This is a genomic window from Bradyrhizobium sp. SZCCHNR1053, assembly GCF_032381235.1.
Taxonomy (GTDB): domain Bacteria; phylum Pseudomonadota; class Alphaproteobacteria; order Rhizobiales; family Xanthobacteraceae; genus Bradyrhizobium.
In genome coordinates, this window is sequence record NZ_JAUHJM010000012.1 from 100,511 (window position 1) to 115,867 (window position 15,357).

Below are 15,357 nucleotides of genomic sequence, written 5' to 3' on the forward strand. Positions count from 1 at the left end.
ACAACGATCGCGGCCTCCCGGGAGGACGTTCCATGAGCCATCAGCTTCACACGTTTCCAGTCGTCTGCGAGCAGACCCTGCTCACCCTGTCGCGTCACCCCTCGCGCACCGCTTTCAGCTGGCCCGGCGGATCGCTGTCGTATCAGGGCGCGATCGACCTGATCGGGCGCATGCAAGGCGTGTTCATGCGCCTCGGCCTTTCGCCGGGAACACGTGTCGCGTTGCTCACCGCGAACCGCGCCGATACCTGGTGCGCCGGCACGGCGGCACAGCTGTCGCGGCTCGCCATCACCTGGCTGCATCCGCTCGGATCGCTGGAGGACCAGCTGTTCCAGCTGTCGGATTCGGAATCGCAGGTGCTGGTGATCGATGCGGCAGCGTTCCGCGACCGCGGCGGCGAGCTCGCCGCGCGCGCCGACGGCCTCCGTCACGTGTTCACGCTGGGGCAGGCCGGCTATGGCGTTGACCTGCTCGCCGCAATCGAGCAGGCCGGCCACGCCACCGCACGCAATTTCGCCACGCCCGACGACATCGCGACCCTGAACTACACCGGCGGCACCACCGGAAAGTCGAAGGGCGCGCTGCGCCATCACCGGGAATATGGCGGCTTCGCCACCGCGATCCTCGCCGATTTCGAGATTCCGGAGCGTGCGCGCTACCTGACGGTGGCGCCGATCAGCCATGTCGCCGGCACCAAGGTGCTGCCGACCCTGATGCGTGGCGGCACGGTGCACATGCTCAAGGGCTTCGATCCGGAAGCCGTGCTGGCGACGATCGCGCGCGAGCGCATCAACTTCACGCTGTTCGTGCCGACGATGATCTATGTGCTGCTCGATCATCCGGCGCTCGGCAAGACCGACCTCTCCTCGCTCGAGCTCGTGCTGTACGGCGCCTCGGCGATGTCGCCGACGCGGCTGGTCGAGGGCATCGCGCGCATCGGCCCGGTGTTTTCGCAGCTCTACGGCCAGACCGAGTGCTACCCGGTGTCGGTGCTGCGCAAGGCCGATCATGACCCGAAGCAGCCGGAGCTGTTTTTGTCGTGCGGCTTCCCGATCGCGGCCTGCGACGTCAAGATCCTCGACGACGATGATCGGGAGGTCGCGCAGGGCGAGGCCGGCGAGATCTGCGTGCGCGCACCGCATGTGATGGCGGAGTATTGGAAGCGGCCGGACACCACGGCGGAAACGTTGAAGAACGGCTGGCTGCACACCGGCGACATCGCTCGCCGCGACGAGCGCGGCTACATGTACATTCTCGACCGCAAGAAGGACATGATCGTCTCCGGCGGCTTCAACATCTTCCCGCGCGAGATCGAGGACCTGCTGACGCAGCACGCCGACGTCGCGATGTGCGCGGTGGTGGGCGTGCCCCACGACAAATGGGGCGAGGCTGTCACCGCGATCGTGGTGCCCCGCGCCGGCGCGCAGCTCGACGCTGCCGAGCTGATCGAGCTCGTGAAGGCGCGCAAGGGCTCGGCCCATGCGCCCAAGAGCATCTCGTTCGTCAAGGAGCTGCCGATGACCGGCGTCGGCAAGGTCGACAAGAAGGTGCTGCGCGCACGGTTCTGGGAGGGCCGCGGGCGGATGGTGGGGTAGCGGCATCATCAGCTCCCTCGATCGCCACCGTCATTGCGAGGCGCTCTTGCGCCGAAGCAATCCAGGGCCGCGGATGAGGCCCTGGATTGCTTCGCTCCGCTCGCAACGACGGCAATCCAGACTCGCGGCTTTGCAATGCCGATGGAAGCTCTCGCCCGTAGCCGCCGCGCTCCGCTGTCGTCCCGGGCAAGCGAAGCACGACCCGGGATCCATAACCACAGGGCAGCGTCGTAAGCGCTGACGTCGCGACCCGCGTGCCTCGACCATCGTCCTGTGATTATGGGTCCCGGCGTTCGCCGGGACGACAGCCTCTGTGTGGCGCGATACTCGCCTGCGATCCGCTGTCTCCAAACAACACTGAATGCGTTGCCCCCATTGCAGACATGACATTGCTGCCTCGCGGCGCATCTGCGTCCGAGTCTTGCTGGTGTCGTTCCCCTCCAACTCACGGAGGGTGCAGGGAAGGCCAGGCCTCGACCGAGGCCTGCGGTCCGCGTGCAGCAAAAAAGCACGCGGCAGAACCACAGGTTCGGCCGGATAGACCCGGCCTTCCCTGCGCGATGGCTTTACGATTTATACGCAGTCTCCTCGGTGACCGGCTTGTTTGCCACCGTGGCGACAACGCGTTTCACGCGTTGCGCGGACCTCAGCGTCGGGAGGCCAGGACCCTGCGACTTCACCGTCCGCGACGTGGCGTACGTCGGCATGCCCAAAGCATGCTGCGCCCCATCGCGGCCACCGCATCCCACCCCAACGCATCGTGACGTTCGCGAAGCGCCCTTCGTCAGTGAAGCGGGATGGGGAGAAAAGACCATGGATTTCTGAAAATGCAAAGTCGAATATTTTTCGCTCCGCATCTGGACAGCCCAAATCAGCTTGATCGCGCGAGCGAATTTCGTCTTTGCGCGCGCCGCTGCGGACGCCCGACCTGCGCCGGAAGGTATTGATGGGGAAGCAAGCCTGCTCGTCGGCCAAATCAACCTCGCTGCGGCACTACGAATCCCACGCGACGCGCAACAGAGGGCTCAACGTGAAGCCGGTCTGCACTCCGACCCGCTGTCGTGCCGAACAAGCGAAGCCGGACGATGTGCAGGCATCGGCGCGTTCGCGCGACCCAGGACCGATACCACAGGACGTGGCGAGCCCAGATGCATCAACGCGCGTGCCTCGAATATGGCCCTGGGGTTATGGGTCCCGGCGTTCGCCGGGACGACACTGATTTTGTCGAACGAGCGTCCGGACACGACAACCATCTCACAACGCCGCGAACGCAGCGCGCGACGGTGCGAGCGGCAACCAGTCCGGGATGCGGCGCTTGGCGAGCCAGTACGGTCGCCACAGCCTGCGCCAGGTGGCGAGATCGAGCGGGGCCTGGCGCCATTTGATCCTGCCCGTCTCGATCTGCGGCAGGTCGTGCAGGTGCAGCCACCGCCGTGCGATCCACCACAGCTCGCGCGGCGCGGCGGCATTCCCGGGGCCTTCGAGCTGGACGATGTTGAGCAACGGATCATGACAATGGAGCCCGGTCTCCAACGTCGCGACGCGCTCGCCATTGCGCCAGACGCTCCACAGCCGCGAGCGGTTATGGGCGATGTCGTCGTCATAGGTGCGGACGCAGTTGCGCATGGCGACCGCTTCCTCGACGATGGCCGGGATGTCATCGAGCGGCCTGAATTCATAATCACCCACACGGCCCGGGTTGAGCCACATGTTGCGGATCGGCCGCTGACCGATGTTGAGGTGCAGCGTCGTGTTCGCTCGCCAGGCGAAGGCGGCTGTCCGTGCGGCGTCGAGCTTCATGGCCGGAGTCCACGGCCGTTCGATGAGCTCGCGGCCGAAGCAGCCGGGCTGTCCCGAGAACCAGATCCACAGACCGAGCAGATGCATGTGATCGCGCTTCGGCGCCCGCAGATACTCGCGAGCGATCCAGACGGCGGCGGCCTCATGCGCCAGCGCCGCCATCTCCGCGACGAGCTGCAGCCAGGTCGGCATCAGCTTCGGCGAGCGCGGCAAATGGTTGCCGATCTGCCTCCGGAACAGCTCGCCGTCTGGCAAGGGTGGGATCGGACGGACGAACGCCTCCGGTGGCAGCTTGCGCAGCCAGAGCGGCAGACCGGCCGCGGCCGCCGCCTCGGCCAGCGGACGCCCCGCGATCACGCACGCGATCGCCCGCTCCGGATCGACATCCGGGCGCGGCACCGCCAGCGCGAACAGCAGCGCCGGAAAGCTGAGCGCGAGGTCGGCGAGATGAGGATGTCGCATCGCGCATGCGCGCGCGCGGGATTGCAGACGAGACGAATAGCGCCGCAGCCGGCGTTCGCGCAGGTCGGAACGCTCCGGCTCCCGGCGGGGAGTCAGCAAGAGATTTGATGTCATGACACGACGGTTCAAGCGCAGGCCACGAGGGCCGCGGGCTTTTCGATGAGATGCGAAAGGGTCAAATCATGGCCGGGACAATCATCCCGGTCGGCCGCGTCAATGATCGCGCAGCGAGCCCGGGAAGCGCGTGAGTCTGGACATCGTCGCCTCCTGCGTTGAAGTTGGGATGCGCTGAACTAGCGTGTTTCTCGGCAGAGCGCAACCATGGCTGCCGCCTCCTCCCAGCCCGATGCACACGGATCATCGTTGCGAAAGGTTGTCGGCGACCGGCACGCCGCCGTCGCGAGCCCCCCCCGAAACGACGAAGCGATCCAGGCCTTCCAGACAGATGATTCGACTTGGCCCTGGATTGCTTCGCTGCGCTCGCGACGACGTGGTGAGTGAGCAGCGACCTGGATCGTTGATACTGACTGCGCGGAGCGATGCACCAGCCCTAGCGCTTCCCCTTCGTCATGTTCAGCGCCACCGCGGCGCGGATCAGCGCCATGAACGCCGTCTCATCGATCACGTCGCCTTCATGAAGGTCGATGGCGCGGCGGGTGTTGCCGTCGAGGCTGGCGTTGAAGAGGCCGGAAGGGTCCGGCAGCGAGGCTCCCTTGGCGAAGGTCAGCTTCACCGCGGCCTTGTAGGTCTCGCCGGTGCAGACGATGCCGGCATGCGACCATACGGGAACGCCGCGCCACTTCCACTCTTCGACGATATCGGGATCGGCCCGTTTGATGAGATCGCGGACGTAGCTGAGCGTGACGCCGCGCCAATCCCCGAGCTCCTTGATCCGGGCGTCGATCAGCTCCGACGGAGACTGGTTCCCCTCGCCGACGCTCGTAGCCTTCGTTGGTTTCGCCATGACGCTTGTTCCCATCCACCTGCTTGTCGTTCCACCTGCGTGTAGTCCGCGTCGTAGTTATACGACCATCTTGGCCTGCTCAAGTTTAGAGCAATATTGATAACTCCACGGCCAAGCGGCACAGTGCACCCACGAGGTGTCGTCCAACATCACCGAGGTGCAGCACGGCTGCCAACGAGAACGGCTCAGCCTCGTCCCAGGTGCTGTCGGCGGCGCAGTCGCTGTCACAGGACAGCAACCGGCTGAAGCTGGAGGTGGGACGATTCTTGAACACGGTGCGGGCGGCGCAAGAGCGAAATCATTCGTCGTTGAACTCGTTCACTCGCGACAACGGCAGTGTGTTCCCTCTCCCGCTTGCGGGGGAGGGCTAGGGAGGGGGCCGCTCCAGCGGCGGTGTGCGTGGCGTCCCCCTCTCCAACTCTCCCCCGCAAGCGGGGCGCAGCGGAGCTTGGCGCGGGGGTGATCGGTTCACCGGAAACGAAGCAGGCAACTGCCGATCACCGACCCAACTTAATAACACCTCGCCGCGGCGCGCCGTTGGAAACGAAGCAGCGCCGGTGCGGTGATCAGTTCGCCAACTCGCTGTGAACGCAATCCGGACGGCTGACCGCCCCCTCACCGCTTCTCGATCACGAGGCTCTGCACCACGCGGCCGAAATAGCCCCTGACATCACCCAGCCGCGCCATCGCCAGACCGGCACCGTCCGGGCCGATCCAGCTTTCGGCGTCGAGCAGGATCCAGTCGCCGACCGGCTCGCGGGCCATGTTCACGGTGAGGTCGGCGTTGAGGAAGGTGTAGCTGTGGAAGTCGAGAGCAGCGGAGGTGCCGTTGCAGAAGTCGCTCGCGACCACGGCGCGCATCGCCTGCGACACGGCGTGGCCTTCGACCAGCGGCCAGTCGACGCGGTACCAGATCGCGCCGGGTCCCTTGACACCGAACCGGCCGCGCGCGGCGCGCAGGGTCATGCCGCGCACGAACGGGCTGGTCGAGAAATCCGCAGGCTCCGGCAGCGCATCGTCAGGACCGACCAGATCGACCGGCAGCTCGCGGACATCGTCCGGAAGCGGCACGGCATCCTGCCTGATCTTGAGCACCGTCGCCGTGACCACCACCGTATCGCCGGCGCGCAGCCGCACCGCGCAGAGCTGGATTTTGCGGCCCTCGCGCAGCACCTCGGTCTCGATGAGGAGCTCTGCGAGCGGCACCGGGCGCATCAGGTCGATGGTGACGCGGGCGATGCGCATCGGCGACGTCGTCGGAATGCGCTCGGCCGCCCACACGGCCAGCGCCGACGGCGCGGACCCGTGTTGCATCGTCGGATCCCACGGTCCTGCAGCATCGGAGCTGACGGCGACCCGATTGTCCGCGATGCGGAAGATCGGCCGCATCAGCGCGCGCCTCGCCACGTCTCAGCCGGCGCTGGCAAAGGCGCGGTCGGCGCCATTGGGCAGTTCGATGTCGACCTCGAGCGTCGAGACATGCTTTCCCCGATCCATGCGAACGATGACCTTGTCCGGATCGAGTACCACATGGCGCGAAACCACGGCGAGGATTTCCTCGCGCAGCTGCATCAGGAGATCGGGCTGTCCGCGCAGGCTGCGCTCATGCGCGAGCAGGATCTGCAGCCGCTCCCGCGCGACAGGCGCGGAGGCCGCACGCCCCGTAAAGAGCCGCAGCACGCTCATGCAGCCCTCCGTCCCAAGAGCAGGTTCATCAGGCCCTTGCGCTCGGTCGGGATCTGCATCTCGACCTCCTCGCCGAGGAGGCGGCGCATCGCATCGTGATAGGCGCGCGCGGGGGCGCTCGCGGGGCTGTTGAGCGTCACGGGACAGCCGACGTTGGAAGCGCGCAGCACGTCCTGGCTCTCCGGCACGATGCCGAGCAGCGGCGTCGCGAGAATCTCCAGCACGTCCTCGATCGACAGCATCTCGCCGCGCGCGGCGCGGCCGGCATCATAGCGCGTGATGAGAATGTGCTTCTCGACGCGCTCGCCGTTCTCGGCGCGCACCGTCTTGGAATCGAGCATGCCGATGATGCGGTCGGAATCGCGCACCGACGACACCTCCGGATTGGTGACGATGACCGCCTCGTCGGCATAGCGCATCGCCAGCATGGCGCCGCGCTCGATGCCGGCCGGGCTGTCGCAGATCACCCAGTCGAACGTCTTGCGCAATTCGGCGATGACGCGGCCGACGCCGTCCTCGGTGAGCGCGTCCTTGTCCTTGGTCTGCGAGGCCGGCAGCAGCCACAGATTTTCCAGCCGCTTGTCGCGGATCAAGGCTTGCGGCAGCTTGGCGACGCCGTGCACGACGTTGATGAGATCGAACACGACGCGGCGCTCGGCGCCCATGACCAGATCGAGATTGCGCAGGCCGACGTCGAAATCGACGACGACGACCTTCTCGCCGGCCTGCGCCAGCGCCGCGCCCATCGCCGCCGTCGTGGTGGTCTTGCCGACGCCACCCTTGCCCGACGTCACTACGAGTACTTTCGACATGTCACGAATCCTCCTGCTACTCAGTTCAATGCAACGATCTTCATGGAATGACCTTCGAGCCGCGCCTGCGCGGCCCGGCCGCGCAACGCGGCGTCGATCTGCTCGGCCGTCTGGTAGTAGCCGTCGATCGCGACCAGCTCGGCCTCGATCTTCTGGCAGTAGATGCGCGCCGCCGCGTTGCCGTTGATGCCGGCCATCGCGCGGCCACGCAGCGCGCCATAGACATGGATCGAGCCGCCGGCGACGATCTCGGCGCCCGACGACACCGCGCCGAGCACGGTGACGTCGCCGTCGGGAAACACGATCGACTGGCCGGAGCGCACGGGCTGGTCGAGCAAGAGCGATGTCGGCTGCTGCAGCGACGGCTTCTCCGGCTCGATCTCCTGCACGGCGCAATGACGGCCGCCGGACAACAAGGGGGGCATGCCGAGCGACAGCCGGCCCTGCTCGACGCCTTCGAGCCCGAGCACGCGGATGTTGCGCGACTCGATGCTCTTGATGAGGTGCGTGATGGCGAGCGGGCTCAGATCCACCGCGGAGAGATCGAGCACGATCGGCTTGCCGACGAAGAAGCCGGGCGAGCCCGCGAGCGTTGCATCGAGCTCGCTGAGCCAGTCGGCAATCGGCACCACCGGCGAAAACACGAAGGCTACGTAGGAGCGCCCGCGCAGACGAATAACAGGACGCACCGTTTCAGCGCTGGCACTCATGACCATCCGACCCAACCTTCTTAGTGATTGGTTAACTGTCGGCGCCAGATGGTTAACGGATGGTTAAATCGACGCTAAGCCGCTCAAAAATCGACAGCGGCCCGCCCGACATAGTTCGATGATGATCGAATCAAGGCGCAATCTTGGCATCAATGAGACGCAATTCATGAGCATCTGCGTCAAGACCTATCATGCCTCATTTTAATCACATCATGATGATAACTTTAACGTACATATAATTCGGAACCGACGACTTTAGGAGGTTCCGATCGATTGACACTCGTCAGGGGGCGGGGCATGGGATCGATAGAGGCGCCCAAGGCACGGCAAACGTGCCACGGCGCCTTGCAGGAAGGGACCGCTGGCGTGCGATCGTTGATCGACGCGAAACGTCTGATTCTGCGAGTGATTCCGTGTGGACTGAAGTGGCAGACCAGCTCCCGCTCTTCGTTTGAAACTAGCTCTCATACGAACCGTGGCAGAAGCGTATCAGTTTCCGGAATCGAGCGTCAGAGGAGTAGCGTATGAGTTCGTTGAGTGAACAGAATCCGATGAACCCGCAGGACCCGCTGCACTACGCACCGCGGTGGCTGCGCGAACGTCCGGAAGCCGCGCGTCTATCTCTCGTCGGTGACAATGCCAAGGCAGCGGAGGCGGCCGAGCGTCCCGCTTCGGGACAGCAAGGACCGCTCGATGCTCGCCTGGAGACCGCCGTGTTCGAATCCCTTCGTCAGTCGCTGAATCCGCAGGTCATGCGCGAGCCGCCGGATCTGGAGCGCGAGCGCGACCGCCGCTCGGTCGTGTTCAAGGTGGCTGGCCGCTTCGCCGCTGCAACCGGCGTCGCCGCCGTCGTCGCGCTGTTCTTCGTCAACATCGTGCCGGTGTGGCGCCAGCCCGACGCAAGCTCGTCCTTCGTCGCCGCCGTGCAGTCGATGAAGACGCTGCCGCCGGTCGCCGCTGACGTGCAGGACGCCAAGGCGGACCAGACCAGTGCGCTGCCGGAGCGGGTCGAGCCGCAGGCTCCCGCGCTGTCGCAGTTCAAGTCGCTGCTCGCGGACGCTCCGGCGCCGACGGCAGAGGCCGACACTCCCGAAAAGCCCATGCTGCAGCAGTTCATGCAGTGGAACCAGAAGACGGGTCAGATGGAGCGGGTTCGCTAAACCCTCTACACGACTGATCCGACTTCCAACACATCACAGGCGACGATGATCGACGTCCTACCGCAGAAAGCGGCAGCACGCCGTCCGCTGGCTCATGCCCGTGTGGCAGCCATCCTGCTCGCGTCCCTCGTGGCCAGCGAGGCCGTTGCTGCGCCCGGCGAGAATGTGAGCGTGGCGCGCCAGCTCGGCGGCCGCGTCGGCCCGATCATTGGCGCCGCGCTCGCGTGCCGCGACATCGCCCGGCCGCGCATCCAGGCCATCATCGAGAAATTCCAGCTCGTCATCCGCGAGGCCGCCTCCAGCGAGGCCGACCGTGACGAGCTGACGCGCCTGCTCGACCGCTACGTGGCCGAAGGTCGCGGCCTCGTCACGTCAGGCCGGATGGATTGCGGCGGCGCCGATCGGCAGCTTGCCGATCTCGAACGGTCCATCGCCGCGCCGCCTCCGGCGCGCGCGAACCTGCCCGCCGTGAGCATCGGACCTGCGACCGCGCAGGCCGCGACCGTACCGGCGCAACTGCTGCCGCCGGCCGGCAACGTGCGCGGAGTGACGCAGAGCGAGATCAAGCTCGGCATGGTCATTCCCTACAGCGGACCGGTGAAGGAGAGCGGGCGGCTGCTCAAGATCGGCGTCGAGGCGGCGTTCAATCGCGCCAACGAGGCCGGCGGCGTCAACGGCCGCATGCTGAAGCTCATCACCGCCGATGACGGTTACGATCCCGCGCGCACGCTGGATGCGATGAAGCTGCTCTACGAGAAGGAGCAGGTGTTCGGCTATATCAGCAATTTCGGCTCGGCCACCGCCGCGGTCGCCATCCCCTACGCGCTCGAGCGCCGCACGCTGTTCTTCGCGCCCTATACCGGCGCCAACGTCGTGCGCCACGATCCGCCCGACCGCTACGTCTTCAACTACCGGCCGAGCTATGCCGAGGAGACCGACGCGCTGGTCCACTATCTCGTGAAGATGCGAAGGCTGCATCCGCGCCAGATCGTCGTGTTCGCGCAGAACGACGCGTTCGGCGACGCGGGCTTCGCCGGCGTGGCCAAGGCGTTCCGCACGCTCGGCGCCAGCGACAATTCGATCGTGCGGGTCAACTACCCGCGCAACACGGTCGAGGTCGACGACGCCATCAATCAGTTGAAGCTGCTGAAGATCCCGGTCAAGGCGGTGGTGATGCTGGCGACGACGCGCGCCGCGGCCAAATTCATCGAGAAGGCCCAAGGCGTATTTCCGGGCGTCATCTTCGCCAACATCTCCGCGGTCGCGGGCTCGGCGCTCGCCAGCGAGCTGATGCTGCTCGGACCGCGCTACGCCGAGGGCGTGATCGTCAGCCAGACCGTGCCCGGCGTCTCCGGCTATTCGAGCCTGGTGCTCGAATACAAGAACGCACTTGCGAAATACGCCCCGGGCGAGCCGGCCGACTACACCTCGCTCGAGGGCTACATCGCCGCGAGCATCCTGATCGAGGGACTGAAGCGCGCCGGTCCGAACTTCGATACCGAGCAACTGGTCGAAACGCTCGAGAACATGCGCAACATCGATCTCGGCCTCGGCACGCAGCTCGGCTTCGGCCGCGCCGAACACCAGGCTTCGCACAAGATCTGGGGCACAGCGCTGGACGACAGCGGCATCTATCAACCCGTCGAACTTGAATAGGATACCGCTAGAGGCAAGACAGCCTCAACTACCACGACAAAAGAGCGACAGTGAAACCCGACATTAATTCGAAATGCCACGAATAGTAGAACGAAGAGGGTTGGAAACAAGCTGAGCAAGTGGAAGGTTCGATGGCCGTGCGTTGGTCCGCGTTGATCATCGGGAGTGTTTTCGCAGCTCCCTTGAGCCCCGCTTTGGCGGCGGCTCCCGACGTCGTCCGGGAGCTTGGCGGCCGGGTTGGGCCGATCGTGGGACAGGCGTCCGCCTGCCCGGACATCGCGCAGGGCCGGGTCCAGAGCATCGTCGACAAATTCCGCGAAGCCATCCGCCAGGCGACGAGCAATGACGGCGAGCGCGATCAGCTGACCCGCAGCTTCAATGGCTACATCGCCGAGGGCCGTAGTCGTACGGGCGCCTCGCAGGCGACCTGCGCCGCCGCGGAGCGGCAACTGACGGAGCTCGAACGCTCGCTCGGCCAGCCGGCTGCGGCGACGGCCCCGATCACACCGGTCAAGGCCGAAGCGACGACTGGCGCCGTCACCACGGGCCCCGTGCGCGGCATCACCGACCGTGAGATCCGCTTCGGCATGGTCCTGCCGTTCTCCGGCATCCGCAAGGAGACCGGGCGTCAGATGCGCCAGGGCATCGAGGCCGCGTTCGCACGCACCAACGATGCCGGCGGCGTCAACGGGCGCATGCTCCGTCTCGTGGCGGCCGACGACGGCTACGATCCGAACCGCACGCTGGCGGCGATGACGCAACTCTACGACAAGGAGCAGGTGTTCGGCTTCATCGGCAACGTCGGCACCGCCAACTCGCAGGCGGCGATCCCCTATGCGCTGGAGCGGCGCACGCTGTTCTTTGCGCCGAACACCGGCGCAGCAGTGGTGCGACGCGATCCGCCGGATCGCTACGTCTTCAACTATCGGGCGAGCTATGCCGAGGAGACGGCCGCGCTGGTGCGCTACCTGATCAAGATGAAGCGCGTCTCGCCCAAGCAGATCGCCGTGTTCACCCAGCAGGACCCATTCGGCGACGACGGTTTCGCCGGTGTCGCGAAGGCCTACCGACAGTTGAACCTCGGCGATGCCGTGACGCGCATCAACTATCCGCGCGCGACGATGGACGTGGAAGAGGCGGTCAATCAGGTCAAGGCGCACAAGCCGGGACTCAAGGCGGTCATCATGGTGGCGACCGATCGCGCCGCCGCGAAATTCATCGAAAAGACGCGCGACGCGGTGCCGGGCCTGATCTACGCCAACGTGTCCGCCGTCGGCTCGACCTCGCTCGCGACCGAGCTGAAGCTGCTCGGTCCGCGCTTCACCAACGGCGTCATCGTCACGCAGGGCGTGCCGGCGGTTTCGGGCTATTCGAGCCTCGTGCTCGACTACAAGAACGCCCTGGCCAAATACGCGCCCGGCGAGGCGCCGGACTACACGTCTCTCGAAGGCTATATCGCGGCGACGATTTTGATCCAGGCGCTGAAGCAGACCAGTCCGCTCGACACCGAGCGCCTGGTCGACACGCTCGAATCGATGCGCAGCCTCGATCTCGGCCTCGGCACGACGCTCGCATTTGGACGCGCAGAGCACCAGGCCTCGCACAAGATCTGGGGCACTGCACTCGACGAAACCGGCACGTATCAGGCAATCGAACTTGAGTAGAATTAGCTTCGAAGGGGAAGAACTGGTGAAGACGTTTCGTTAGCAGGTCCTAAAGTATGATCGGAAAAAGGCGTGTCGGGTTACCGAAATGGTCATGCTCTTAGGAAAGGCTGGTCTGTGCATGGTGACGGTATTATGTCTTCTCCGTCGCAGACACGGCGTCAATTCACCAGGCGGAAGACCTGGATGGGGTCCAAAGTGGGATAGTGGCAATGAACTTTCGTTGTAGCGTGTTCTTGGTTGCGGCATTGCTCGCAACGCCCGCCAGCGCGGCGGGCACCAATGCGGATGTGGTGCGTAATCTTGCGAGCCGGGTCGGGCCGATCGTGGGAGCAGCATCCGCCTGTCAGGCGATCGACCAGGGCCGCGTTCAGGCCATTGTCGACAAGTTTCGCGAGGTGATCCGGGAGGCCTCCACCGGCGGCTCGGATCGTGACGAGCTCACCCGCGTCTTCAACGGCTACGTCGCCGATGGACGCAACCGCGTGGGGGCGGCGCAGACCGACTGTAACGCCGCGGGCCGCCAGCTCGCCGAGCTCGAGCGCTCGCTCGGGCAAAGCGCGCCGAGCCAGACCGCCACCAGCCTCGCCGGGGTGATCGCCCCGTCCGCGGCCGTGGCTGCGACGGCACCGACCGCGACGCTGCCGCCAGCGTCCACCACCAACGTGCAGGGCGTCACCGCCAACGAGATCCGCTTTGGCATCGCCGCTCCGTTCTCGGGCGCTGCCAAGGAGCTCGGCCGGCAGATGAAGATGGGCATCGAGGCCGCCTTCAACCGCGCCAACGACACCGGCGGCATCGCCGGGCGCTCGTTGCGGCTCTATTCGGCCGACGACGGCTACGAGCCGTCGCGGACGCTGGACGCGATGAAGCAGCTCTACGAGAAGGACAAGGTGTTCGGCTTCGTCGGCAATGTCGGCACCCCGACCTCTGCCGTGGCGATGCCCTACGCCCTGCAGCGCCGCGTGCTGTTCTACGGCGCGTTCACCGGCGCCAACCTCCTGCGCAACGATCCGCCGGATCGCTACGTGTTCAACTATCGCGCCAGCTACGCCGAAGAGACCGACACCGTCGTTCGCTATCTGGTCAAGCTGCGCCGCCTGCCGGCCAAGGACATCGCCGTGTTCGCGCAGCAGGACGCCTATGGTGATGCCGGCTTCTCCGGTGTGGCCAAGGCCTTCCGCTCGCTCGGCCTTGCCGACACGGCCATCTTGCGCCTCAACTACAAGCGCAACACGGTCGACGTCGACGACGCGGTCAACCAGCTGCGGGCATTGAAGAACCCGCCCAAGGCGATCGTCATGGTCGCAACCTATCGCGCAGCCGCGAAGTTCATCGAGAAGACGCGCGATCTGTTCCCGCACATGATCTACACCAACGTCTCCTTCGTCGGCTCGACCGAGCTCTCGGACGAGCTGATGCTGCTCGGTCCGCGCTATGCCAGCGGCGTCATCGTCACCCAGGTGGTGCCGGCTGTCGGCGGCTATTCGAGCGCCGTGCTCGAGTACAAGAGCGCGCTCGAGAAGTACTTCCCGGGCGAGGCACCGTCCTACGTGTCGTTCGAAGGCTACGTCTCGGCCAACGTGCTGGTCCAGGCGCTGCGCCGGGTCGGCCCGCAGCTCGACACCGAGGCGCTGATCGACACGCTGGAGAACATGCGTGACATCGATCTCGGTCTTGGCGCCAAGCTCGGCTTCGGCCGCGCCGAACACCAGGCCTCGCATAAGATCTGGGGCACAGCGCTCGACGAGCGCGGCAAGTTCCAGGCGATCGAGCTGGAATAGCCCGCCCGCTTGTTGCGGCCTCAACAAAAAAGCGCGACAGCCCTGGCTGCCGCGCTTTTCTTTTGTCCGTCGCGGAGCCGCTTAGAGCGGCGGATCGATTGCTTCGTCATATTCCTTCTTGAAGCGCGCGATCAGCTCGGCGGCGGGCAGCACGTCCTTGATGGCGCCGATGCCCTGCCCCGAGCCCCAGATCTCCTTCCACGCCTTCGGCTTGGCGCGCTCGCCCGAAGCATCGGTGCCGAAGCTCATCTTCGACGGATCAGAGGTCGGGAGATTGTCCGGATCGAGGCCGGCGGCGACGATCGACGGCTTCAGGTAGTTGCCGTGCACGCCGGTGAACAGGTTCGAATAGACGATGTCGTCGGCGCCCGAGCTGGTGATCATCTGCTTGTAGCCTTCGACCGCATTCGCCTCCTTGGTGGCGATGAAGGCCGAGCCGATATAGGCGAAGTCGGCGCCGAGCACGCGCGCGGCACGGATGGCGCGGCCGTTCCCGATCGCGCCCGACAGAGCGATCGGGCCATCGAACCAGCTCCGCGTCTCCGCCACGAAGGCAAACGGCGAGATCGTGCCGGCATGTCCACCGGCGCCCGCCGCGACCAGGATCAAGCCGTCGGCGCCCTTCTCGATCGCCTTGTGCGCGAAGGTCTGGTTGATGACGTCGTGGAAGACGATGCCGCCCCAGCCGTGCGCCGCCTGGTTCAGCTCCTCGCGCGCGCCGAGCGAGGTGATCATCATCGGCACCTTGTACTTCTCGCACAGCGCGAGATCCTGCTCGAGCCGGTTGTTGGAGCGATGCACGATCTGGTTGACGGCGAACGGCGCCGACGGGCGTTCCGGATGCGCGCGATCATAGGCGGCGAGCTCCTCGGTGATGCGCGCCAACCATTCGTCGAGCAGCGCGGCCGGCCGCGCATTGAGCGCCGGAAACGAACCGACCACGCCGGCCTTGCACTGCGCGATCACCAGGTCGGGCACGGAGATGATGAACAGCGGCGAGCCGATCACCGGGATCGACAGGCGGCCCTTGAACAAGGCGGGCATGGACATGGATGGGAATTCCT

At 65.7% G+C, this 15,357-nt stretch carries 12 protein-coding genes and 1 pseudogene; 6 read left to right on the plus strand and 7 right to left on the minus strand.

Going from position 1 to position 15,357, the window contains the following annotated elements:
• The first annotated feature begins 32 nt into the window (after positions 1–32).
• Entirely contained in the window at positions 33–1,595 is a 1,563-nt protein-coding gene (locus QX051_RS24100) for an AMP-binding protein (protein WP_315777835.1), read from the plus strand.
• A 1,254-nt stretch (positions 1,596–2,849) separates the two neighbouring features.
• On the opposite strand, the gene QX051_RS24105 is transcribed toward QX051_RS24100, so the two are convergent.
• Together QX051_RS24105 and QX051_RS24110 are read right to left on the minus strand one after the other, a co-directional pair.
• Complete coding sequence (locus QX051_RS24105; RefSeq protein WP_315777836.1) at positions 2,850–3,857, minus strand: hypothetical protein; 1,008 nt, start codon at positions 3,855–3,857, stop codon at positions 2,850–2,852.
• A gap of 550 nt (positions 3,858–4,407) precedes the next feature.
• Complete coding sequence (locus QX051_RS24110; protein ID WP_315758841.1) at positions 4,408–4,821, minus strand: DUF1801 domain-containing protein; 414 nt, start codon at positions 4,819–4,821, stop codon at positions 4,408–4,410.
• A gap of 112 nt (positions 4,822–4,933) precedes the next feature.
• Here QX051_RS24110 and QX051_RS24115 point away from each other — a divergent pair.
• Positions 4,934–5,108, plus strand: a pseudogene (locus QX051_RS24115) (methyl-accepting chemotaxis protein); the annotation flags it as partial.
• Positions 5,109–5,436: 328 nt separating this feature from the next.
• Here QX051_RS24115 and QX051_RS24120 read toward each other — a convergent pair.
• The 4 genes from QX051_RS24120 to minC are packed head-to-tail and all read right to left on the minus strand — an operon-like array spanning position 5,437 to position 8,029.
• On the minus strand, positions 5,437–6,210 hold the full coding sequence (locus tag QX051_RS24120) for a thioesterase family protein (RefSeq protein WP_315736141.1): 774 nt from the start codon (positions 6,208–6,210) through the stop codon (positions 5,437–5,439).
• Between the two features lie 21 nt (positions 6,211–6,231).
• A complete protein-coding gene (gene minE, locus QX051_RS24125; protein WP_315716282.1) occupies positions 6,232–6,507 on the minus strand; it encodes a cell division topological specificity factor MinE in 276 nt (91 codons plus the stop codon).
• Entirely contained in the window at positions 6,504–7,319 is an 816-nt protein-coding gene (minD, locus tag QX051_RS24130) for a septum site-determining protein MinD (RefSeq protein ID WP_315736140.1), read from the minus strand. The genes minE and minD overlap by 4 nt, the downstream gene beginning before the upstream one ends.
• Before the next feature lie 20 nt (positions 7,320–7,339).
• The gene (minC, locus tag QX051_RS24135) at positions 7,340–8,029 is read right to left on the minus strand and encodes a septum site-determining protein MinC (RefSeq protein ID WP_409998135.1); all 690 of its coding nucleotides are present in this window, start codon (positions 8,027–8,029) and stop codon (positions 7,340–7,342) included.
• A gap of 524 nt (positions 8,030–8,553) precedes the next feature.
• On the opposite strand from minC, the gene QX051_RS24140 reads away from it, so the two are divergent.
• From QX051_RS24140 to QX051_RS24155, 4 genes are all read left to right on the plus strand, one after another.
• Positions 8,554–9,189, plus strand: coding sequence for a hypothetical protein (locus QX051_RS24140; RefSeq protein WP_315736138.1), 636 nt, complete (start codon positions 8,554–8,556; stop codon positions 9,187–9,189).
• Positions 9,190–9,234: 45 nt separating this feature from the next.
• A complete protein-coding gene (locus QX051_RS24145) occupies positions 9,235–10,845 on the plus strand; it encodes an ABC transporter substrate-binding protein (protein WP_315777837.1) in 1,611 nt (536 codons plus the stop codon).
• A 131-nt stretch (positions 10,846–10,976) separates the two neighbouring features.
• Positions 10,977–12,509, plus strand: coding sequence for an ABC transporter substrate-binding protein (locus tag QX051_RS24150; RefSeq protein ID WP_315777838.1), 1,533 nt, complete (start codon positions 10,977–10,979; stop codon positions 12,507–12,509).
• Positions 12,510–12,721: 212 nt separating this feature from the next.
• Positions 12,722–14,293, plus strand: coding sequence for an ABC transporter substrate-binding protein (locus tag QX051_RS24155; protein WP_315772712.1), 1,572 nt, complete (start codon positions 12,722–12,724; stop codon positions 14,291–14,293).
• Positions 14,294–14,374: 81 nt separating this feature from the next.
• Here the strand turns inward: QX051_RS24155 and QX051_RS24160 are convergent, their stop codons facing one another.
• Positions 14,375–15,343: a nitronate monooxygenase family protein gene (locus tag QX051_RS24160; protein WP_315772710.1), complete on the minus strand. Its 969-nt coding sequence runs from the start codon at positions 15,341–15,343 to the stop codon at positions 14,375–14,377.
• Positions 15,344–15,357 lie beyond the last annotated feature (14 nt).